Raw genomic sequence first — 20,824 nt, forward strand, 5'->3', positions numbered from 1 at the left:
TAATCATTACCCCTTTAACACTGAAGAAATATATTCAGTACGCTCCAACAAATAACTTGAAATCTGATCAATATAAGGTAGAACAGTTTCTGCTCCTACTCCTAAATAAATAGATATACTAATTAAGAATGTAGCTGGTATGGTTAGAGCGTGCACTTTTGAAGGATTTGTGGTCATACCTTCCATTTTCTCTCCCCAGAAGCCTCTAATAAATATACGAATCATAGAAAGGAGAATTAATAAACTAGATAGTAATGCCACGACGGTTAATAAAATTTCTCCTTGATCAAGGGCACCTCTCAATAATAATAGCTTTCCTATAAAGCCGCTAAATGGTGGGATTCCTGCTAATACTAATGAACCGATAAAGAATAACCATCCTAGTAATGGAAACCTTTGTATGACACCACTCATTTGGGACAAGTCTTTAGTTCCAGCTGCGACAATTAATGCCCCAATTAATAAAAATAAAGCTGCTTTAATCACCATGTCATGCATTAAATAATAAATGGATCCTGATAAACCATCTTCATTAAATAAACCAATTCCCATCAAGATAAACCCAATGGCTGGAATGATATTGTACGTAATGATTAATTTTACATTATTCGTTGATAATGCACCTATAACACCAAAAATCATGGTCAGCATGGCGAGCCAAATAAATAATTGATGTGTAACTCCGGTATCGTGAACAAAAATCAAAGTAAACACTCTGAAAATCGAGTAAATACCTACTTTTGTTAATAAAGCACCAAACAAAGCTGAGACAACTGGATTAGGTACGACATAGGAATTTGGTAACCAGTAATATAATGGGAAAATGGCTGCTTTTACAGCAAATACAAAGAATAAGAGAATTCCAATGACCGTGACAATACCTTGGTCTTCAGCTGGAATTGAATCGACTCTTTCAGCTATGTGCGCCATGTTAACTGTTCCAACTAACGAATAAATAAACGCAACAGTTGTAACAAATAACATGGATGAAAATAGATTAATCAATACATATTTAAGTGATTCTCTTAATTGGGCTTTGCCATTCCCTAAGACGATTAAGCCATATGAAGCCATTAATAAGACTTCAAAAAATACGAACAAGTTGAATAAGTCACCGGTAATGAATGCACCTGAAACACCTGAGATTAACAGGAAAAAGAACGTATAAAAATAAAATTTTTCTTGTTGATCAGATAATGAATGCGGTGCATAAAATACAGCTGCAGTTGCAATAACATATGTGGTTAATACTAAAATTATGGACAAGTAATCAAGAACGAGAGAGATTCCAAAAGGAGCATCCCATCCTCCGCCTTGAAGAACGATCATGCCATCACTATAAACCTTAAACGTAATGAAGAGCATAACGCCTAAAAATACGACCATGAAAATTTTAGATAATGGTCGAACAATATTTAGTTTTCCGGGGAAAAACGCTACGATTACACTTGCTAGTATTGGTAGTATGATTGGAAGTATTGCTAAGTTATTCATGTTCAGAACCTCGCATTTTCTCCATGTTATCCGTTTGATTTAATTTATACGCTCGGTATGCTAAAACAAGTAAGAAACTTGTTACCCCAAAGCTTATAACAATAGAAGTTAGTATTAAGGCTTGAGGGAGAGGGTCAGCATATTCTGTTACCCCATAAACCTCAACAGGTGGAGCACCACGCTTTAATTTACCCATCGTCAAGATGAATAAGTGGGCGCCATGAGAAATTAAAACTGTGCCAATGACAATTCTTAATAACTGTTTTTGTAGAATGTTGTAGACGCCTGTTGCAAACAAAATGGCAGCTAATACGATCATAATAATTTCCATATTATTTCGCCCCCTTATTCGAGCGAAGTTTAATCATAGCATAAATACCTAAAGCTGCACCGAATAGAACAGCTACTTCGAATAGAGTATCAATTCCACGGAAGTCAACTAATATCACGTTAACAGCGTTGTGTCCGCCGCCTTCTTCGTAAGTGTTTTCCATGAAGTAAGAAGAGATTGTTTCAGCGAAACGACTGTTATATGCGCTAATACCTATAACAAACATTAGTAAACCGTACCCAATCGACACGAGGATATTAGAACCTGTTTTGGCAACAGACTGACCTTCTGATGATAAGTTTGGTAAATGATAGAAGCATAACAAGAACAATACAACCGTTACAGTTTCGACGATTAATTGAGTTAACGCTAAGTCCGGTGCACTATACATGACAAAAAGAATGGCTAACCCGTAACCAACAACACCCAATATTAAAATAGCCGCAATGCGGTTCCTTGCTACGGTTGTTCCAATAGCCGCAATAGCCATTACAATAGCAACAATTACTTCTTGTGCCGTAATTGGTGCTAAATCGACTGTGTTAAAGTTCATGCCCCCTGAATACAGGAGTGTTCCGGCTGTCATCAAAATGATTGCTGTTAAGATTAACATCATATATAAACGTAATGAACCTGTCATATAAGATGTCGTAATTTTGTTTGAAACGGACTCAATTTTTTCGACGATCCAGTCATAAACACGATTTAAACTTAACGAACCAGGTAAAACGGAGTAAATCTTGCTCCATTTATCCTTCGTTAGATATAAGACAACACCTAAAACGACGACCGCTAATGACATTTGAAAAGCCCTACTATCAAGTCCGTGCCAATACTTAATATCCTTCGTCACGGTATCTCCATAAATAGCATCAGCAGAATGCGTAATTAAAGCATTGTTGAAAATGTTTGGAAATAGCCCAATTACAATAACACCAAGAACTAATATAGCTGGTGGCACCAACATCATGATTGGAGCTTCATGAGGCTTGGTAGGTAATTGATCTTCTTTATATCCACCTCGGAATGTTCCGAAGAATAAATACATGGAATAAATAAACGTAAAAATACTTCCAACAACAGCAATGATAGGAATGGCTGTTATCAAGCCTTCAACAAAGGTACCTGAACCTTCTAATCCGAGTGAGGATTGAAAGAACATTTCCTTACTATAGAAACCATTTAAGAATGGTAATGGAACCCCGGCCATAGAGAATGTACCAAACACGGCAAGTGTTGCAGAGATTGGCATAAAGGTCATCAATCCACCTAAACGACGGATATCTCTTGTACCAGTTTCGTGGTCGACGATTCCAGCAACCATAAATAAACTACCTTTAAAAGTTGCATGGTTTAAAATATGAAACACGGCTGCAAAAACGCCATATGTCGTGCCGAAACCTAGCATGGCCATGATCATTCCTAGCTGACTGATCGTAGAAAAAGCTAAAATACCCTTCAAATCAGTCTGTCTTACTGCCATGTACGAAGCCCATGCTAATGTAACCAGTCCAAATATACTTAATAAAATGAAGAATAGCGGCACCTCATTGAAAATCGGTGAGAAACGTGCCATTAAATAAATGCCGGCCTTAACCATAGTAGCTGAGTGTAAATAAGCACTTACAGGCGTAGGCGCTTCCATGGCATCTGGTAGCCAGATATGGAATGGGAACTGAGCAGACTTTGTAAAAGCACCTAATAATAAGAAAATTAAAATAGCAATAAAATATTCACTGTTAATGATCACGTCTGTCATGGCAACCATTTCACGAATGCTTGTCGTACCTGTTTCAATGGTTAATAAAATTAGACCACCGAGCAAACTAAAACCGCCTAAGACAGTAATGAGCATTGATTTTAAAGCACCGTAACGAGATTTTTCACGATGATGCCAGTAACCGATTAATAGGAATGATGATAATGAAGTGAACTCCCAAAACGTATATAGAACAAAAACGTTATCAGAAAGGACCACGCCTAACATTGAGGCCATAAAAATATAAAGATATGTATAGAAATGCCCTAGTTGTTCTTCTTTATTGAGATAGTAGATGGAATAAAGCACGACAAGTGTACCAATTCCACTAATTAAAAGTGCGAATAATAAACTTAAACCATCTAAGTAAAAGTCTAATGAGATGTTTAAAGTCGGAATCCATGTGGTGGACTGCATTTTGGTTTCAAAATTAGCTCCGACGAATTGTAGAAAATAAATAAAAATAAGTAATGGAACAGGAAGGATTAACCAACCGGTATGGATTCGTTGTTTTATTCGACTAAGGAAAGGGATTAAAATTGCAAAAATAAGTGGTGCAAATACGGCATATACCATATGTAAGTTTTCCATCCTTTCATTATGTAACTGCAATCAATCTGTTTACTACAGTAACATTATAACGGTATTTCAAATTTAATGAAAAGAAAAACCATTAATAATTTATGAACATTAAGTGGCAATATAACATAACGCAATTAACCATAAAAAAACTGACACGTCCGTGTCAGTTTTACGCTATCTTTATATCTTTGATTTTTATAACATCATTTATTTAGGATGATTCTTTTAGGTGGTTATATAGTCCTCTTCTAATGAGCTCCTCCTCGATCAATTTAATAAAATCATGATTTAATTCTAATTGTTGTGCTTTTGAATACGATTCTACTAACAATTCGTCCGATAATTGTTCCATAATCGTCCCGGTAAAGATCGCCGGATTGCACCTCCTTGAAAGTCGTCCACCTTGTAACAGTTATTATCCTACCATTATTTTCGGGGTTGGACAACTTTTATAAGCTGTTAATAACTTGTGAATAAGTTGTTTATAAAAATAGTTATTCAATACAAAAATATTGTTATATCAATGTGTATAATGTTGATAGATTTATCCACAAGTTGAAAAATGAAGTTATTTGTCGAACGATTCTTAGAATATTCCGATAAATATTTAATAAAATAAACTTTTCTTTGAAACATAAGGTTGAATTGTATATGATGTACAATAGTAATGATATTGTTGAGGTGAACGAATTGTTAAATCGATTTCTACCAAATGATCAAGTCGATACCGTTTTAGAAGTAACACCTGATTATCTTAAAAATAAAGGAATTAAAGGTGTCATAACCGATTTAGATAATACGTTAGTCGCATGGAATCAGCCTGCAGCTACTCCTGAAGTGATAGAATGGTTTAGGGTATTACGTGAGGCTGGAATTGAAGTAACCATTATTTCTAATAATACAGAGGATCGAGTTTCATTTTTTTCTAAACCATTAGGCATTCCGTTTATATCAAAGGCAAGAAAACCGATGCAAACGGCTTTTAAGAGAGCAAAGAAAGAAATGAAATTATCTGGAGATGAATTAGTAGTGGTTGGTGATCAATTACTAACGGATGTTTTCGGAGGGAACCGTGCTAATTTACATACGATTTTAGTCGTCCCTATTGTACGAACTGATGGCTTTTTTACACGTTTTAACCGAAAAATAGAGCGAAGAATACTACATCACTTTAAAAAAACAGGAAAATTGAACTGGGAGGATTAGAATGGAAGAATTATATTGCCAAGGTTGTGGGGCAGCAATTCAAACAGAAGATGAGACAAAAGCAGGATTTGCTCCTAAATCAGCTCTTCAACGAGACGAAGTTATATGTAAAAGGTGCTTTCGGTTAAAGCATTACAATGAAGTGCAAGATGTTGATATGACAGCAGATGATTTTTTAAATATGCTTCAAGAGATTGAAAAGCACGATGCTCTTATCGTAAAAGTAGTCGATTTATTTGACGTTCACGGAAGTTTTATTCACGGTTTAAATCGATTCGTTGGAAAGAATCCAGTTGTTCTAGTAGCGAATAAAGTTGATCTATTGCCAAAATCCATTAATTTGAATAAGGTCAAAAAATGGATGTACCGTGTAGCGAAGGAGTTCGGATTAAAAGTGAATGATATTTTCTTTGTCAGTGCCACAAAGGGAATCGGTATGCAAGAAGCGGCTTTTGAATTAGAACGATTAAGAGATGGAAAAGATGTTTTTGTAGTAGGTAGTACAAATGTAGGTAAATCCACAATTATTAATTATTTTATTCAGAACTCTAACGATGAAAAAGATGTCATTACGACATCATATTTTCCTGGGACAACCCTTGGGTTTATCGATATCCCTTTAGATGAACGTTCATCTATGATTGATACACCTGGTATAATGAATCACCACCAAATGGCTCATTACTTGAATGATAAAGACCTTAAAACCATTACACCTAAAAAAGAGGTCAAACCAAAAGTGTTTCAGCTAGATGAAGATCAAACTTTATTTATTGGTGGATTAGCTAGGTTTGATATTGAATCTGCTCAAGAACGATTAGGATATGTGTGTTATTTCTCAAACGAAATAAACATTCATCGTACGAAATTAGAAAAAGCAGATCTATTATATGATCAACATTTAGGAGAGATGTTGTCACCTCCATCTGAGGAGGCTTTAGATAACTGGCCTGAAATGGAAGAGAGGACATTGAAGATCTCAGAAGATAAAACAGATGTATTGTTTTCGGGGTTAGGATGGATTACAGTTCCAAATGCTGGTGTTACGATTACAGCACACGTACCAAAAGGGGTTCGTGTTATTTTACGAGAGGCTATTATTTAGGGGGATTTAAGTTGTATTCATTAGGATTAATTGGTTTTCCTGTCAATCAATCAAAGTCTCCACAAATACATCAACATTTTCTGTCTTCCCTTCAATTAGAAGGTCAATATAATCTATATGAAGTCGAAGAAGTTGATTTAGAAAGCCAATTAAACCAACTCATTGACCACCAACTAACTGGGTTCAATGTCACGATCCCGTATAAAGAAAAAATTATTCCTTTAATAGACGATTTAGATCAAACCACGAAGTCATTAAAATCAGTTAACACTGTCAAAATAGAAGGTACGAAATTAGTTGGTTATAATACGGATGGAGTCGGTTATGTTGAATCATTAAGACAAGGTTATCCAGACTTTTATCAATCATTAAACCAACAATCTATTCTAATATTGGGTGCGGGTGGCGCTGCTAAAGGAATATATTACACACTTCAAAACGAGCGCCCTTATAAACTTGATATAGCAAACCGGTCAGTGAATCGAGCTGAACATCTAACATGTGATTATACGAACAGCCATGCTTTATCGTTATTAGACGCAGAGGCTAAACTGAATGATTATGACTTAATCATTCAAACAACTTCTGTTGGCATGGAGCCTAATACTTCACATAAAATTATAAAATTGAACCAATTGAAGGAAAATACAATAGTAAGTGACATCATTTATAAGCCTAAATACACTAATTTTTTAAAAGAAGCTGAAAACCGAGGGGCAAGAATTCTCTTTGGTGAATCCATGTTATGGTATCAAGCAGCTAAAGCGTTTGAAATATGGACGGGTTACAAGGTGACCCATTTAGTTCCTATTAAGGAAGGAGATTGAGAAGATTGCTTACAGGCAAACAAAAACGTTATCTTAGAAAAGAAGCACATCATCTGAATCCGATTTTTCAAGTCGGTAAAGAAGGTGTTAATGATAATATGCTACAACAGATTAGCGAAGCTCTAGAAAAACGTGAGTTAATTAAAGTTAGCATTTTGCAAAATAATTTTGAAAGCAAACAAGATGTCGCAGAACAATTAACTGATGGAACGGGTGCAGAATTAGTACAAGTGATTGGTAATGTTGTTGTCTTGTATAAAGAATCTGAAGACAACAAGACATTAACGTTACCATAAAGGGTGACCATATGAAGAAAATCGGTTTATTTGGGGGAACATTTGACCCGCCACATATCGGACATATAAAATTAGCCGAAACCGTAAAACAATCGCTTTCTTTAGATGAGGTTTGGTATATTCCAACTTATGAGCCACCTCATAAAAGGAATGCGATTGCGTCGCCTCAAGAAAGGCTGGATATGCTTAACCTGTTATTGAATGACCAATCAAAACTACAACTATTAGACATTGAGTATCAATTAAAAGGTAAATCTTATACATTTAATACCGTAAGCCATCTAAAAGAAAAATATCCAGAAATAGAATTTTACTTTATTATTGGTGGCGATATGGTTGATTATTTACCAAAATGGTATAAAATTAATGAGTTAAAAAAATTGATCCAGTTTGTGGGTGTCACTCGAAAAGAATATGAACAAGTGGAAGATGGTGATGTCATAATGGTATCAATGGATGAAATTCCAGTATCATCAACACTTATTAGAGAGCAAATTCGTCGAGGTGAGCATCCAGATGGTTTAACCGAGAAAGTGTTGCAGTATATAAAGGAGCATCGTCTTTATGAAGATTGAAGATGCGTTAAACGAATCAGAAAAAGTTTTAACACCTAAGAGGTACGCACACGTAGAACGAGTGACTGAAACGGCTCTTGATCTAGTGAAAAAATATCAAGGGAATGAATACGAAGTTGGTCTTGCCGCAGCTTTACACGATTATGCAAAGGATATGGAGATATTATTGCTTAAACAATGGATCTTAGATCATCATGATTTACCGAAAGATTTATTAGACTATCATCATGAACTTTGGCACGGACCAGTTGGCTCTAAGATGATTCAGTCATTATTTATGATTCAGAATCATGATATTATAAATGCAGTGCGTTATCATACAACTGGTCGAATCCATATGACCAAGACTGAAAAAATTGTATTTTTAGCAGATTATATAGAACCTGGCAGGGATTTTCCAGCTGTATACGAAGCGAGAGAAATTGCAAAACATAGTTTAGATCGTGCTTGTCATTATGCATTAGAAAACTCAATACACTTTCTAATGAGTAAGGAACAGCCAGTTTACCCAGATACGTTTTTTGCATATAACCATCTGACAAAGCAATTGTCATAGATGACATTGGAGGAATCATTTATGGATAGTCAACAATTATTACAAATAGCCGCACAAGCTTGCGATGATAAGCGGGCAGAGAATATTGTGGCATTAGATATGAGAGATGTATCACTCATAGCAGATTACTTTTTAATTTGTCACGGTTCAAATGAACGTCAAGTAGATGCAATAAGTAAAGGTATTCAGGATGCTGTGGAAGAAGAAGGGTTCACAGTAAGAAAAATAGAAGGACGAGATCAAGCTCGTTGGGTTTTAGTTGACTTAGAGCATGTCGTTGTACACATCTTCCATAAAGAAGAAAGAGATTATTACAATCTGGAGAAACTATGGGGAGATGCGGACCGTGTTCAACTTGATGTGTAAAGGGTATTAATTATGTATAAACAAATGGCCAATATTTATGATGAATTAATGCAGGATGCACCGTATGATGAATGGTGTAAGTTTACAGAAGAAGTTATAGAAGGTAAGGAAGTCCGTTCCATATTAGAAATTGGATGTGGTACGGGAGAAATTGCGATACAGCTAGCGGAGAAGGGTTATCAGGTTACGGCATTTGATCAATCAAAAGACATGATCGAGGTAGCTGAACAAAAATTAAATAATCAAGAGGAAAGTTGTCAGTTCGATGTCCGAGATGCCCGTTATTTTTCGTATGAACAAACGTTTGACACCCTCATCAGCTATTGTGATGTTCTAAATTATATTACGGATGTAAATGATGTAGAGCTTGTTTTAAAAAATGCGTACCAACACCTGAGACCTGGAGGATTATTCGTATTCGATGTTCATAGCCAGTCATATGTAAATTGGTTGATAGATGAAGAAATCTTCTCAGAAATTCGTGATGATATAAGTTATGTGTGGATGTGCGAACCCTTAGAGCATGAGGGCGGCATTCGTCACGATTTAACGTTTTTTGTTAAACAGTCCGATGGGCTTTACAAACGTTTAGATGAAGAGCATGTCCAACAAACACATTCTGTAAAAACATATCAAGATTTATTACAGAATGCTGGTTTTCGTCACGTTAACGTTTATCAAGATTTCACATTAGACCAATTAGTAGATGAAGAGCAGGCTAACAGATTATTTTTTGTTTGTGAAAAATAAAAAGCTGGTGCAAAAATAATTGCACCAGCTTTTTGTTGCAATTTATCGAATTTTGATTACAATTAATAATAAAGGTTAGCTTACTTAAGATCTTCTTGGTTGACGAGATGGTCAATGTGATCTTTTTCATTATAAAACTTTTCATGTGTGGCATCGAATACATGACTAAATACTTGATGATATGAATCTTCTAGCGCCACCATGCCTTCCCCTGTAATACCACCTTTAACCATAACTTTATCCTTCAATGAGGAAAAATCATAAATTCTTTCTTCAAACAGCTTTCCATACCCAATAATCATTTCTTCTACTAATGAAGTAGCTTGATCAACTGGAATTCCAGTTTTCTTATGAGCCGCATCGATCATATCTTCCAAAATGAAACTCAAAAAAGCCGGACCACATGATACGATATCTGATGCAATTCTGACGTGCTCCTCTTCAATCTCAATAGGTTTTGAGAAATGTTTACACGTTTGTTGAATGAGTAATTTCTGATTTGCATCAATTGTGTCAGAAAATGTTAGTAATGAAACACCTTTTAATGCCCTGTTTGTTATACTTGGAATCATTCTAACAACAGAGCAAGGAAGTATTTCATCTAATAGTTCGACCGATACAGAACTGGTGATGGAAATGATGATTTGATTAGGAGATACCTGATCTTTGATTTCGTGTGCTATAGAAACAATTTGTTTCGGTTTAGCACACAAAAAGATAATATCACATTCGTCCACGATGGAATCCCGCATTTGTAAAACATGAACATCCGGATAATGATCTTTAAGTTTGTAAGCTTTCATAAACGTTCGATTATACAAGTATACATTTTTTTCTGAAACGGCACCGCTGGAGGTCAGAGCATGAAGCAAAACTGTCCCCATATTACCTGTTCCGATTATTCCCCATTTCATGACTAAACCCCCTTTTCAATAACAGAACTCATAGCTCACCATTATGTATATGAAAGAAGGAGTAAATCATGCCTTTTATTCACAAATGGCTTTGGTTGATTGTAATGATATTTATCATACTAATTATTTATCTCATCTGGCCAAAAAGTGATTATGAAGTGGTGATTCCTACTAGTGATGACAATCTAGATCAAGAAGAAAGTATTCACGATCAAGAAGAGTTGCAAACCATTTTTGTGGATGTAAAAGGTGAGGTTAACCTACCCGGTGTTTATGAAATGCCTGAAGGGAAACGTGTCAAAGATGTAATCGATCTTGCAGGAGGTTTTACTGAAGATGCTGATCAGTATCAAGTTAATCTAGCCATGATTCTTCAAGATGAGATGGTGATATTTGTGCCATCAATTAATTCAGAAACAACTGAGCATACCTCTTCACCCATTACAAATAGTGAAGGGAAAATTAGAATTAATTCTGCTACAAAAGAGGAATTGGAAACTATTCCGGGTATTGGTGAGACGAAGGCTTTGTCAATTATTCAATATCGTGAAGAACATGGCCCTTTTAAACAATCTGAGGACTTGTTAAACATTAGTGGAATCGGAGAGAAAACATTAGAGAAGATTGTCGAATTTATTGTTGTACCTTAAGCTCAATCCTTTATAATGAATTCATATATATTTTTTTAGGAGGACTTGATATGGAACGGATATCCTGGGATCAATATTTTATGTCACAAAGTCATTTATTAGCATTAAGAAGCACTTGTGAACGTTTAGCTGTTGGAGCCACTATTGTGCGAGAAAAACGTGTCATAGCCGGTGGGTATAATGGGAGCGTGTCAGGAAGTGTCCATTGTGCAGATGAAGGTTGTAAAGTTATTGACGGGCACTGTGTCAGGACGATTCATGCCGAAGTTAATGCGATCTTACAATGCGCAAAATTCGGTGTGCCGACTGAAGGTGCTGAGATGTATGTAACTCACTTCCCGTGTTTAAATTGCACAAAGACAATTATTCAAAGTGGAATTAGGAAAATTTTTTACGCACACGACTATAAAAATCATCCGTATGCAATTGAGTTGTTAGAAGAAGCGGGCGTAGAGTATGAACAAGTAGAGCTTGATTATTTACATATTGATACGAATACGAAAGATAAAATGTATTTTATCTCAAATTTACTTCAAAAGCTTGAAGATAACGGAATGGATGGAGAAGAGTTAAAAAATTTAAAACAAGAGGCTAATCAGCTATTTTCAGACGTTGAATAAATGAGTGGTAAAACGTATATTTTGGCTATTGCTTTTTTACTTGGATATCTACCTCTCAAGATCGGTTTATTAGCATTTTGCATCATGTGTATCATCTTTCGCAAAATGCTAATCCTTAACCGGCCGCTATTCGCCTTCTCCTTAACATTCTTTCTTCTCTCTCTTTACTTATCGCCAGAAATTCCACAAGATCCAATAGACTCACATCAATATGAAGGGTGGATTGAAGTACGGTCACATCCAGAATATGGAGACAACATTCAATTTGTAGGTTCATTAGAAAATGATACTCGAGCTATTTTCTATAGCGGACATTCTGATAAAGGCCTTTATCATGGTGCCTCATGTTTAGTTACAAGCCAATTAAACGCGCCAAACCATTCAACGAATCAAGGTGAATTTAGTTATCGAGATTTTTTAGCCAAGCAGAACATCTCTTACATCGGTTATGATACAGAAATACATAGCTGTCATGATCGTTCATGGATGTCTTACATTGCCGATTGGCGTTTGTCTTTACAACAACTCTTAGAAGAGAAATTAGAAGCAGAATCTTATGTTTGGATTCAAGCCTTACTATTAGGGGATCAATCGGGTATTGATGAGGAAATAATTGAGGCATTTCAATTTTGGGGATTATCACATTTATTAGCCATTTCCGGATTACATATAGGTATTTTACTGATCATTACGTACTTTGTGTTCCTTAAAATATTTAACTTAACGCTCGAACAAACTAAAATTTTATTATTAATACTCCTACCAATTTATATTATTCTTGCAGGTGCAAATCCTCCTATAGTAAGAGCGGGATTAATGGCCATGGGGATTATTATCTGGAGTTTTTTAAAAGTCAAGAAGCCCGACGTTATTGATATTGTCTTGATGATCATGATTATAATCTTATTATTTAATCCTTATTTAATTTATCAGCTATCTTTTCAATTTTCGTTTATTGTTACCGTAGCTTTAATCTTATCTCGAAGATTATTAATGAACTCTAATTGGTTCTGGCTTTCAATGAAAGTAAGCTTGATTAGCCAACTAGCAATCCTCCCCCTTCAATTACATTATTTCTACTACACAAATGTTTTCTCTGTATTTTTAAATTTAATATTTGTACCCTACTTTACATTAATCGTCATACCGTTATTAATTTTCATTATTGTCAGCTTAATGCTTCCGAATATTATATCTAATTTATTACAGCATGTATTTCAAGTCATTCATGAATGGATGATTCAATTTATGCTGTATTTAGGAAAGCCATCTCTTTTTCAATGGGTTGTTGGAGAGCCACATCTTTTAGTAATTGTTAGTTATTTTATTGTATTTCTTATATTAATGTATTTTTGGGATCGAGGTTTGCTAAAGAAAGCTGCAATTTCAGCTATTTTGTTAGTGAGTGTATGTTTTATACAATTGATAATTTATCAATTGAATCCAAATCTAACGATAACTGTATTAGATGTAGGACAAGCTGAAAGTATTGTAATTGAACTTCCCTTTAGAAGAGGTATTTTTATGATTGATTCTGGAGAAGAAATGATGCACGAAAGTAATCAGGAAAACTTTCAGTATAAAATTAAGCCATTTTTATGGTCGAAAGGTATATCTAAAATTGACGCTTTATGGATAACGCATTTAGATGTTGATCACAGTGGCTCAATGGAATCAGTTATAAAACAATTTAAACCGACTCAACTTTTTACGTATCCTATGGATGAAACCATTAAACTCCGAGGAATTAACCATGAAGAGGTCAATCAAGGTATGACAATCAAATACAACGGGGGAGTTTTTTCGGTTTGGTCACCACGAAGCAACGATTCATTCGATTCTGAGAATGACCAGTCTTTAGTGTTTTTATTTTCTTACGAAGATTATAATGTCTTATTTACAGGTGATATATCAGAAGAGGTTGAATCATTAATCTTATCTGAAGGATTAGGAGAGGACATAGATGTATTAAAAATTGCCCATCATGGTAGTCAGACATCCACTAGTGATGAGTGGCTAGAAGTAACTCAACCCAAGAAGGCGTTAATATCTGTGGGTACCAATAACATTTACGGACATCCACACCCCGATGTGATTACAAAATTAAAAAATCGGAATATAGACATATTCCGAACGGACAAAATGGGTTCAATAACGATAAAATATCGAAAGGGACAAGACACAATTTTCCGATATAAGCCATAACTTATAGTAAGTAAAAAAGAGACTGTATCAACGGGATACAGTCTCTTTGTAACGTTGTCACTCTTAAATCTTTATTAGTCACCGATCACAGTAAAGATGGTACCGATAAAGAAAATGACGAAGAAGAAGATGAATGAAAAACTGAAACCTTTAATGGAATCGACAACATCATTGTTTTTAGATTGTACATCTTTTTCAAATTCGTTCACGATTATCCCTCCTACGCTAATTCAAGTATAATTCATCTTTCCGAAAAAATCTACATTTTTTATACCGTTCAAAAAAATGTAAAGATTGAACTGTTAAGAGTTAACAGCAATATTATAACTTAGTTCAGCACAAAATAACTATACACCAAACGCCGCTAAAAATAAAATTTCCCGGGATTTTATTTTTGGCGTTTATATAGATATTGGGGGGAATGGCTTGCTGTTCCCCTCTTTATACTTTAGGTCTTGTCATTTTTAGGGGTTCGTAATACGATTAAAATGCATAGAAAGGTGTTGAAATCGATGCACGCACAGGAGTTTCTAAAAAAACGATCCCATTCAATGGTTCCTATTTATGTATTATATGGTGAAGAATCCTATTTTATACAAGAAGTAAAAAAGCAAATTGAATCCATGATTGAACATAAAGATTCTGACTTTGACCGGAATACATATGATATGGAAACCATGCCTATACAAGAAGCACTTCATGATGCCGAGACCTTCCCGTTTTTTAGTGAGCATAAATTAGTCGAAGTCCATAGAGCTTACTTTTTGACTGGACAAAAGTTAAAAACGGACATCGAACATGATTTAGAGTCACTTGAAGAGTATGTTAACCAACCTGTAGATTTTTCAACTTTGATTATCATTGCTCCTTACGAGAAATTAGATCAGCGGAAGAAAATCGTAAAAACATTAAAACAATCTGCGGAATTCATTGACTGCAGCTCACCTAAAGCTTATGAAATGGGACAAGTCATTCAAAACATGTCAATAGAGAAAGGGCTTCAACTAAATGATGATGTTGTTGAATTACTGACAGAACGTGTTGGTGAACATATAGAGGCTACTATGCAGGAGCTAGAAAAATTAAGTCTATATTTTAAAGATCAACCAATAACTGTAGAAGAAGCTAAGCAGATTGTGAGTATTCATGCAGAATCAAATACATTTCACATTGTCGATTATATTGTTGAACAAAAGATTGGTGAATCCATTAAGCTAATGAAAGAATTGAAAAAACAAAATGAAGAGCCGATCGGATTACTTGCTTTAATTAGTTCTCAATTAAGGTTAATTCTTCAAGTAAAGCTGCTAAAAAGTAAAGGGTTTCAACAGCAACAGATGGCAAAGCAATTACAATCTCATCCTTATGCGGTTAAGATGGCAATGAAGCGGGAAAAAAGGTTTTCAGAGCAAGCATTAAAAGATATGATTAAAGAAGCGGCATTGACCGATGAAAAGATGAAGACAGGTAAGCAGGAACAATGGTTAGCATTAGAATTATTTTTACACCGCGTGATTCAACGGATCAAACAAGCTAGTTAAAAATTTAAATTAAAAAATCCATTTCGAAGGCGAAATGGATTTTTTAATGGCTTTAGTTAGCTAATTGATTAACTTTTGTCATAAGTGAGCTCTTCTTACGGTCACCATTATTTTTATGAATGACACCTCTTTGAACAGCTTTATCAATTTTACTTACAGCATCTGTAAGAGCTTCTTTTGCTGCTTCAGCGTCTTTTGCGAAAACTGCTGATTCAACATCTTTAATAGCTGAACGCATGTCAGATTTTACTGATTGGTTACGTAAACGAGCGTCATGATTAACACGAATTCGTTTAGTAGCTTGTGGTGTATTAGCCACTTTTTTCACCTCCTGATGAAATGTCCCCGTATACTTATCAAAATATGGACAAAAGTCATTTTACCAAAGCGGTCCAAAGTTTTCAATAGTTTGCTGTTAAGTTATTTTACTTGGCGTTATTTACTATCTCCTTTTGTTTAATTTCTAAGCCAACGGAAACACTATTGATAATGAATATGTGTCTTGATTTAGGAGGGGTCTAATGAATAGAAAAGATTTTATGCCAAGAACTGATTTAGCGGTTGAAGCTCGTGAAATGTTTGTAGAGCAAAACCCTGATAAACAACATGAATTAGACGGAATTGTGATTAATGAATATAAAGAAGATGAATTCAAATTGACGCGTGTCGTCATTGATGAAAACGGAGCCGACCGAGTAGGTAAGAAACCGGGAAATTACGTTACGGTTGAGGCTCAGAAATTAAGAGAGATGGATAATCCATTTGGTAGACAATCAGCAGCGATTCTATCACAAGAAATTAAACGCTTAATGAATGAGCATGGCATTAAACAAGATGCCAGATGTTTAATTGTAGGGTTAGGAAATAGCTACGTAACACCAGATGCGTTGGGTCCATTTACTGTAAACAAACTATATGTCACAACACACCTTTTTAAATTACACCCAGAATTAGTGACAGAAGAAGATAGATCAGTTTCAGCGTTCACTCCAGGTGTCATGGGCCTCACTGGTATGGAAACGTCTGATGTTATTTTTGGTGTCGTTCGGAAGACAAATCCTGACTTTATGATTGTGATTGATTCTCTCGCTGCTCGTTCGATAGACCGTGTGAATACGACGATTCAGCTTTCAGATACAGGGATTAACCCAGGTTCAGGTGTCGGGAATGATCGAAAGGAAGTAAGTAAAGATACGTTGAACATCCCGGTCTTTTCGATTGGAATTCCGACAGTCGTAGATGCAGTCACGATTACGAATGACACGATCGATTATATATTAAAACATTTTGGACGTGAAATGGAGGAAAAAGATAAACCCGGAAATGCGTTAAAACCTGCAGGGATGGATTTTGGTGAGCGCAGAAACTTAACGGATGAGGATTTGCCTGATGAAGAAGCGAGACAGACATATTTAGGTATCGTTGGTGCCTTAAAAGAAGATGAAAAACGGCAATTGATTAGAGAGGTTCTAAGACCAACTGGACATAACCTCATTGTTACACCAAAAGAAGTTGATGAATTAGTTGAATATATGAGTAAAATTGTCGCCTCTGGTATTAACCAAGCTTTACATGAATCGGTCACACCTGAAAATGCGGAACATTATTTAAAATAAATGGTTCTACCTTTTTAACCTTTTGAATAGAGTTTTAATAGAACTTTAGTAGAAAGGTTGAAAAGGTCGATGAAGAAATTACCGAACATTAACTGGAAGCAAATACGAAAAGTCAAGCAGCATCCTTTTCTATTATTTCAAATTTTATTTATATCTTTAATCTTGTTCATCCCCCTATTTTCCATAAAGCCTTTTAGTGAAGCATCGACGAATGTTCTTGAAGATTGGGTCAAGCAGATCGACGGTGCTTCTTATTCTTTTTTTATGACGATTGATCAACCGGTTATGGACGGGCTGAATAATCAAACAGATGAGGAACTTACGCTTGGTAGTGTCGCATTACCAATCTTAACGAGTCTACCATATCAAGACATTCGATTGTTGTTTGGTCATGAGTTACCACGTTTTCCTAATACGGACAGTACTATCGTAATAGCTGGAGAAGGTACGGACATGTTTACAACCGCGATTGAAACAGCACCTCCAGATTATTTGTTTGAAGAACAAGAAGATGAAGAGCCAGTTGAGGAACCAGAAATCGATGTGGCGGATGAATCAGTATTTATTTATACGACGCACAATCGTGAGTCTTTCCTTCCACATTTGCCTGCTGGCACTGGTTTTAATGAATCATTTCATGAAGAAGAAAACGTTATGAAATTAAGTGGAAAACTACAAGAGCTTCTAGAACAAGAGGGCATAAAGGCATATGCTGATCAATCTGATATTTGGCGTATGTTACCAGAGAACCAATATAGTCTTTCTTACGATATTTCTAGGGATATTGTTAATCAAGCTATGGGAGACAATGAACAGGTCAATTATTTAATCGATATTCACCGCGATGCACAATCTCATAATTTAACGACAACAGAAGTTAATGGACAAACAATGGCAAGGTTGTGGTTTATTGTTGGCGGACAAAATGAACATTACAAAGAGAACTTAGCATTTGCAACGGAACTACATCAGCTTCTAGAAGAGAATTATCCTGGTTTAAGTCGGGGTGTAGAAGTGAAAGAGAGCTCTACATTTAACCAAGACTTATCAGACCATGCCATATTAGTTGAAGTTGGTGGGGTTTATAACAACTATTCGGAACTTAATTTGTCATTAGAAGCTTTATCTGATGTGTTTAGTGATTATTATTTTGAACAAGAAGGGGAATAACCTTCACCTTAAAAGGAGAATGAATATGAGAATTGTATTTTGGATCGTTGTTTGCTTCTTTGTTTTTTATTTAGGGTTACAGACGGCTACAGTTCAAGATGAAAGTGTAAACACAGCGGTTATTCAAAATGAGGACGATTTAAAACAGTCCAGTATAAGTTACGAGGAAAACTTTCAGGAAAAACACGATGATGTTTTGGATCAAGAAACCGAGGAGACGAAAAGCTCTTTTTATCAAGTAGCAGTCGTATTTGAGAATGTCGTAAAAACGTTCTTCTCCATGTTGTTTCAGTTTCTCTATCGGTTCAGTGCTATGTTTTTGTGATCGTGAGATAGGATATTTGATTGAATAATCATAGTTCAATTGCTATAATCGAGCTAGCGTATGGCACGTAGAAACAGGAGTGATATTAAAGATGGCAATAAAGAAGGAAAACGTACGAAATTTTTCGATTATAGCTCATATAGACCATGGTAAATCTACACTAGCCGATCGTATTTTAGAGAAAACGAAGGCTTTAACAGACCGTGAAATGAAAGAGCAGTTTCTCGATGCGATGGACTTAGAGCGTGAACGTGGCATTACGATTAAGTTAAACGCTGTTCAATTAAAGTACGGAGCAAATAATGGTGACGATTATCTATTCCATTTAATTGATACGCCTGGACACGTCGATTTTACATATGAGGTTTCCAGAAGTCTAGCGGCGTGTGAAGGTGCGTTACTAGTTGTTGACGCTGCTCAAGGAATTGAAGCTCAAACGTTAGCAAATGTTTATTTAGCACTTGATAATGATTTAGAGATTATCCCAGTAATTAATAAAATTGACTTACCAGGTGCCGATGTAGAACGAGTAAAACAGGAAATTGAAGATGTTATTGGGATTGATGCAGACGATGCTATTTTAGCCTCTGCGAAAGATGGTGTAGGGATAGATGAAATTCTTGAACGAATCGTAACAGATATTCCAGCTCCATCTGGTAAATCAGAGAACCCAACGAAGGCGCTTATTTTTGATTCGTTATATGATTCGTATCGTGGGGTTATTGCGTATATTTGTGTAAAAGAAGGTTCACTTAAAGTCGGCGATGAAATTAAAATGATGCAAACTGATAAGACTTTCCAAGTTTCAGACCTCGGCGTCTTTACACCAAATCCGGTGAGTAAGGAAGAATTAACAGTTGGGGATGTTGGATTTTTAACAGCATCGATTAAAAACGTTGGGGATTCACGAGTCGGTGATACGATCACCTTGGCTAAACAACCAGCAGAAGAACCGTTACCAGGTTATAAACGGTTAAATCCAATGGTTTACTGTGGTTTATTCCCTGTTGAATCGGATAACTATAATGATTTACGTGAAGCATTAGAGAGATTAGAGTTAAACGATTCATCATTACAATATGAAGCTGAAACATCTCAAGCCCTTGGATTCGGATTTCGTTGTGGTTTCTTAGGTTTGCTTCATATGGAAATTATACAAGAACGAATCGAGCGTGAGTTCAATATTGAATTAATCACGACTGCACCTAGTGTTATTTATGAAGTTGAACTAACGACTGATGAAGTCATTAATATTGAAAATCCATCCCTTATGCCAGAAGGTAAAAATGTCAAAGAGGTTCGTGAACCATTTGTTCAAGCAACCATTATGGTGCCGTCAGATTTCATCGGACCGGTTATGGAAATTTGCGAGAAAAAACGTGGGAACTATGTTGATATGCAATATTTAGATGAACATCGAGTTAATATTGTTTACGATATTCCTTTATCTGAAATTGTTTATGATTTCTTTGATCAATTAAAATCACAAACTAAGGGTTATGCGTCATTCGATTACGAATTAAGCGGATACCGAGCTTCGAACCTTGTTAAAATGGATATACTATTAAACGGTGAGACGATTGATGCATTATCGTTTATTGTACACCGTGATTTTGCCTTCCACCGCGGGAAGCAAATTGCTGAGAAATTAAAAGACTTAATTCCGCGTCAACAATTTGAAGTGCCGGTGCAAGCAACGATTGGGAATAAAGTCATTGCACGGTCAACGATTAAAGCTATGCGTAAAAACGTGTTGTCTAAATGTTATGGCGGGGATATCTCTCGTAAACGTAAATTATTGGAAAAGCAAAAAGAAGGTAAAAAACGCATGAAGATGGTAGGGAAAGTTGAAATACCACAAGAAGCGTTTATGTCAGTATTAGAAATGAATGATGATTAATAAGGGGCGGCCTTAAAGGCGCCCTTTTATGTTGTG

General features: G+C 35.6%; 23 protein-coding genes. 16 read left to right on the forward strand and 7 right to left on the reverse strand.

Annotation, left to right across the window (positions count from 1 at the left end; translation table 11 throughout):
- Positions 1 to 6 precede the first annotated feature (6 nt).
- The 4 genes from EDC24_RS02100 to sda form a co-directional block, all read right to left on the reverse strand.
- On the reverse strand, positions 7 to 1,494 hold the full coding sequence (locus tag EDC24_RS02100) for a Na+/H+ antiporter subunit D (RefSeq protein WP_124219318.1): 1,488 nt from the start codon (positions 1,492 to 1,494) through the stop codon (positions 7 to 9).
- Positions 1,487 to 1,825 (reverse strand): Na(+)/H(+) antiporter subunit C, encoded by a 339-nt coding sequence (locus tag EDC24_RS02105; RefSeq protein ID WP_124219320.1) that lies wholly within the window; start codon positions 1,823 to 1,825, stop codon positions 1,487 to 1,489. Before EDC24_RS02105 ends, EDC24_RS02100 begins: the two co-directional genes overlap by 8 nt.
- Before the next feature lies 1 nt (position 1,826).
- Entirely contained in the window at positions 1,827 to 4,160 is a 2,334-nt protein-coding gene (locus EDC24_RS02110; protein ID WP_124219322.1) for a Na+/H+ antiporter subunit A, read from the reverse strand.
- Between the two features lie 217 nt (positions 4,161 to 4,377).
- Positions 4,378 to 4,518, reverse strand: coding sequence for a sporulation histidine kinase inhibitor Sda (gene sda / locus EDC24_RS02115; protein WP_124219324.1), 141 nt, complete (start codon positions 4,516 to 4,518; stop codon positions 4,378 to 4,380).
- 302 nt (positions 4,519 to 4,820) lie between these two features.
- Here sda and EDC24_RS02120 point away from each other — a divergent pair, with 302 nt between their 5' ends.
- From EDC24_RS02120 to EDC24_RS02155, 8 genes are read left to right on the forward strand one after another with little or no spacing between them, the layout of a single operon-like run.
- Positions 4,821 to 5,372 carry a YqeG family HAD IIIA-type phosphatase gene (locus EDC24_RS02120; RefSeq protein WP_124220351.1) on the forward strand — a complete coding sequence of 184 codons (552 nt, stop codon included), beginning with the start codon at positions 4,821 to 4,823 and terminating at the stop codon, positions 5,370 to 5,372.
- 1 nt (position 5,373) lies between these two features.
- A complete protein-coding gene (gene yqeH / locus EDC24_RS02125) occupies positions 5,374 to 6,477 on the forward strand; it encodes a ribosome biogenesis GTPase YqeH (RefSeq protein WP_124219325.1) in 1,104 nt (367 codons plus the stop codon).
- A gap of 11 nt (positions 6,478 to 6,488) precedes the next feature.
- The gene (gene aroE, locus EDC24_RS02130; RefSeq protein WP_245997941.1) at positions 6,489 to 7,304 is read left to right on the forward strand and encodes a shikimate dehydrogenase; all 816 of its coding nucleotides are present in this window, start codon (positions 6,489 to 6,491) and stop codon (positions 7,302 to 7,304) included.
- Positions 7,305 to 7,309: 5 nt separating this feature from the next.
- Positions 7,310 to 7,600, forward strand: coding sequence for a ribosome assembly RNA-binding protein YhbY (gene yhbY / locus EDC24_RS02135; RefSeq protein WP_124219329.1), 291 nt, complete (start codon positions 7,310 to 7,312; stop codon positions 7,598 to 7,600).
- Between the two features lie 11 nt (positions 7,601 to 7,611).
- On the forward strand, positions 7,612 to 8,175 hold the full coding sequence (locus EDC24_RS02140; protein ID WP_124219331.1) for a nicotinate-nucleotide adenylyltransferase: 564 nt from the start codon (positions 7,612 to 7,614) through the stop codon (positions 8,173 to 8,175).
- A complete protein-coding gene (yqeK, locus tag EDC24_RS02145; RefSeq protein ID WP_124219333.1) occupies positions 8,165 to 8,731 on the forward strand; it encodes a bis(5'-nucleosyl)-tetraphosphatase (symmetrical) YqeK in 567 nt (188 codons plus the stop codon). Before EDC24_RS02140 ends, yqeK begins: the two co-directional genes overlap by 11 nt.
- Before the next feature lie 21 nt (positions 8,732 to 8,752).
- Entirely contained in the window at positions 8,753 to 9,097 is a 345-nt protein-coding gene (rsfS, locus tag EDC24_RS02150; protein ID WP_124219334.1) for a ribosome silencing factor, read from the forward strand.
- 12 nt (positions 9,098 to 9,109) lie between these two features.
- The gene (locus tag EDC24_RS02155) at positions 9,110 to 9,847 is read left to right on the forward strand and encodes a class I SAM-dependent DNA methyltransferase (RefSeq protein WP_124219336.1); all 738 of its coding nucleotides are present in this window, start codon (positions 9,110 to 9,112) and stop codon (positions 9,845 to 9,847) included.
- Positions 9,848 to 9,927: 80 nt separating this feature from the next.
- Here the strand turns inward: EDC24_RS02155 and comER are convergent, their stop codons facing one another.
- Positions 9,928 to 10,761 (reverse strand): late competence protein ComER, encoded by an 834-nt coding sequence (gene comER / locus EDC24_RS02160; protein WP_124219338.1) that lies wholly within the window; start codon positions 10,759 to 10,761, stop codon positions 9,928 to 9,930.
- A 68-nt stretch (positions 10,762 to 10,829) separates the two neighbouring features.
- Here comER and EDC24_RS02165 point away from each other — a divergent pair, with 68 nt between their 5' ends.
- From EDC24_RS02165 to EDC24_RS02175, 3 genes are read left to right on the forward strand one after another with little or no spacing between them, the layout of a single operon-like run.
- Positions 10,830 to 11,411, forward strand: coding sequence for a helix-hairpin-helix domain-containing protein (locus EDC24_RS02165; RefSeq protein ID WP_124219340.1), 582 nt, complete (start codon positions 10,830 to 10,832; stop codon positions 11,409 to 11,411).
- Between the two features lie 50 nt (positions 11,412 to 11,461).
- Entirely contained in the window at positions 11,462 to 12,031 is a 570-nt protein-coding gene (locus EDC24_RS02170; RefSeq protein WP_124219342.1) for a ComE operon protein 2, read from the forward strand.
- Positions 12,032 to 14,236 (forward strand): DNA internalization-related competence protein ComEC/Rec2, encoded by a 2,205-nt coding sequence (locus tag EDC24_RS02175; RefSeq protein ID WP_124219344.1) that lies wholly within the window; start codon positions 12,032 to 12,034, stop codon positions 14,234 to 14,236.
- A gap of 74 nt (positions 14,237 to 14,310) precedes the next feature.
- Here the strand turns inward: EDC24_RS02175 and EDC24_RS02180 are convergent, their stop codons facing one another.
- Complete coding sequence (locus EDC24_RS02180; protein ID WP_124219346.1) at positions 14,311 to 14,445, reverse strand: YqzM family protein; 135 nt, start codon at positions 14,443 to 14,445, stop codon at positions 14,311 to 14,313.
- 246 nt (positions 14,446 to 14,691) lie between these two features.
- On the opposite strand from EDC24_RS02180, the gene holA reads away from it, so the two are divergent.
- Positions 14,692 to 15,777 carry a DNA polymerase III subunit delta gene (holA, locus tag EDC24_RS02185; protein WP_170158440.1) on the forward strand — a complete coding sequence of 362 codons (1,086 nt, stop codon included), beginning with the start codon at positions 14,692 to 14,694 and terminating at the stop codon, positions 15,775 to 15,777.
- A gap of 52 nt (positions 15,778 to 15,829) precedes the next feature.
- On the opposite strand, the gene rpsT is transcribed toward holA, so the two are convergent.
- On the reverse strand, positions 15,830 to 16,096 hold the full coding sequence (gene rpsT, locus EDC24_RS02190; RefSeq protein WP_124219350.1) for a 30S ribosomal protein S20: 267 nt from the start codon (positions 16,094 to 16,096) through the stop codon (positions 15,830 to 15,832).
- Between the two features lie 202 nt (positions 16,097 to 16,298).
- Here rpsT and gpr point away from each other — a divergent pair, with 202 nt between their 5' ends.
- The 4 genes from gpr (at position 16,299) to lepA (ending at position 20,788) form a co-directional block, all read left to right on the forward strand.
- Complete coding sequence (gpr, locus tag EDC24_RS02195) at positions 16,299 to 17,393, forward strand: GPR endopeptidase (protein ID WP_124219352.1); 1,095 nt, start codon at positions 16,299 to 16,301, stop codon at positions 17,391 to 17,393.
- Between the two features lie 69 nt (positions 17,394 to 17,462).
- Positions 17,463 to 18,563, forward strand: a complete 1,101-nt coding sequence (spoIIP, locus tag EDC24_RS02200) for a stage II sporulation protein P (protein WP_124219354.1) — start codon at positions 17,463 to 17,465, stop codon at positions 18,561 to 18,563.
- Between the two features lie 25 nt (positions 18,564 to 18,588).
- Positions 18,589 to 18,888, forward strand: coding sequence for a hypothetical protein (locus EDC24_RS02205; RefSeq protein ID WP_124219356.1), 300 nt, complete (start codon positions 18,589 to 18,591; stop codon positions 18,886 to 18,888).
- Positions 18,889 to 18,979: 91 nt separating this feature from the next.
- Positions 18,980 to 20,788: a translation elongation factor 4 gene (gene lepA, locus EDC24_RS02210; RefSeq protein ID WP_124219358.1), complete on the forward strand. Its 1,809-nt coding sequence runs from the start codon at positions 18,980 to 18,982 to the stop codon at positions 20,786 to 20,788.
- The last annotated feature ends 36 nt before the right edge of the window (positions 20,789 to 20,824 follow it).

Source organism: Aquisalibacillus elongatus (assembly GCF_003843875.1).
In the GTDB taxonomy this organism is placed as follows: domain Bacteria; phylum Bacillota; class Bacilli; order Bacillales; family Alkalibacillaceae; genus Aquisalibacillus; species Aquisalibacillus elongatus.

What these genes read in the sequence shown, in the direction of transcription:
- EDC24_RS02100 (WP_124219318.1), bottom strand. Translation starts at nt 1,494, where the DNA reads ATGAATAACTTAGCAATACTTCCAATCATACTACCAATACTAGCAAGT.
- lepA (WP_124219358.1), top strand. Translation starts at nt 18,980, where the DNA reads ATGGCAATAAAGAAGGAAAACGTACGAAATTTTTCGATTATAGCTCAT.
- gpr (WP_124219352.1), top strand. Translation starts at nt 16,299, where the DNA reads ATGAATAGAAAAGATTTTATGCCAAGAACTGATTTAGCGGTTGAAGCT.
- EDC24_RS02175 (WP_124219344.1), top strand. Translation starts at nt 12,032, where the DNA reads ATGAGTGGTAAAACGTATATTTTGGCTATTGCTTTTTTACTTGGATAT.
- sda (WP_124219324.1), bottom strand. Translation starts at nt 4,518, where the DNA reads ATGGAACAATTATCGGACGAATTGTTAGTAGAATCGTATTCAAAAGCA.
- rsfS (WP_124219334.1), top strand. Translation starts at nt 8,753, where the DNA reads ATGGATAGTCAACAATTATTACAAATAGCCGCACAAGCTTGCGATGAT.
- comER (WP_124219338.1), bottom strand. Translation starts at nt 10,761, where the DNA reads ATGAAATGGGGAATAATCGGAACAGGTAATATGGGGACAGTTTTGCTT.
- EDC24_RS02120 (WP_124220351.1), top strand. Translation starts at nt 4,821, where the DNA reads ATGTACAATAGTAATGATATTGTTGAGGTGAACGAATTGTTAAATCGA.
- EDC24_RS02155 (WP_124219336.1), top strand. Translation starts at nt 9,110, where the DNA reads ATGTATAAACAAATGGCCAATATTTATGATGAATTAATGCAGGATGCA.
- EDC24_RS02165 (WP_124219340.1), top strand. Translation starts at nt 10,830, where the DNA reads ATGCCTTTTATTCACAAATGGCTTTGGTTGATTGTAATGATATTTATC.
- EDC24_RS02205 (WP_124219356.1), top strand. Translation starts at nt 18,589, where the DNA reads ATGAGAATTGTATTTTGGATCGTTGTTTGCTTCTTTGTTTTTTATTTA.
- spoIIP (WP_124219354.1), top strand. Translation starts at nt 17,463, where the DNA reads ATGAAGAAATTACCGAACATTAACTGGAAGCAAATACGAAAAGTCAAG.
- EDC24_RS02110 (WP_124219322.1), bottom strand. Translation starts at nt 4,160, where the DNA reads ATGGTATATGCCGTATTTGCACCACTTATTTTTGCAATTTTAATCCCT.
- yqeK (WP_124219333.1), top strand. Translation starts at nt 8,165, where the DNA reads ATGAAGATTGAAGATGCGTTAAACGAATCAGAAAAAGTTTTAACACCT.
- EDC24_RS02105 (WP_124219320.1), bottom strand. Translation starts at nt 1,825, where the DNA reads ATGGAAATTATTATGATCGTATTAGCTGCCATTTTGTTTGCAACAGGC.
- yqeH (WP_124219325.1), top strand. Translation starts at nt 5,374, where the DNA reads ATGGAAGAATTATATTGCCAAGGTTGTGGGGCAGCAATTCAAACAGAA.
- EDC24_RS02140 (WP_124219331.1), top strand. Translation starts at nt 7,612, where the DNA reads ATGAAGAAAATCGGTTTATTTGGGGGAACATTTGACCCGCCACATATC.
- EDC24_RS02170 (WP_124219342.1), top strand. Translation starts at nt 11,462, where the DNA reads ATGGAACGGATATCCTGGGATCAATATTTTATGTCACAAAGTCATTTA.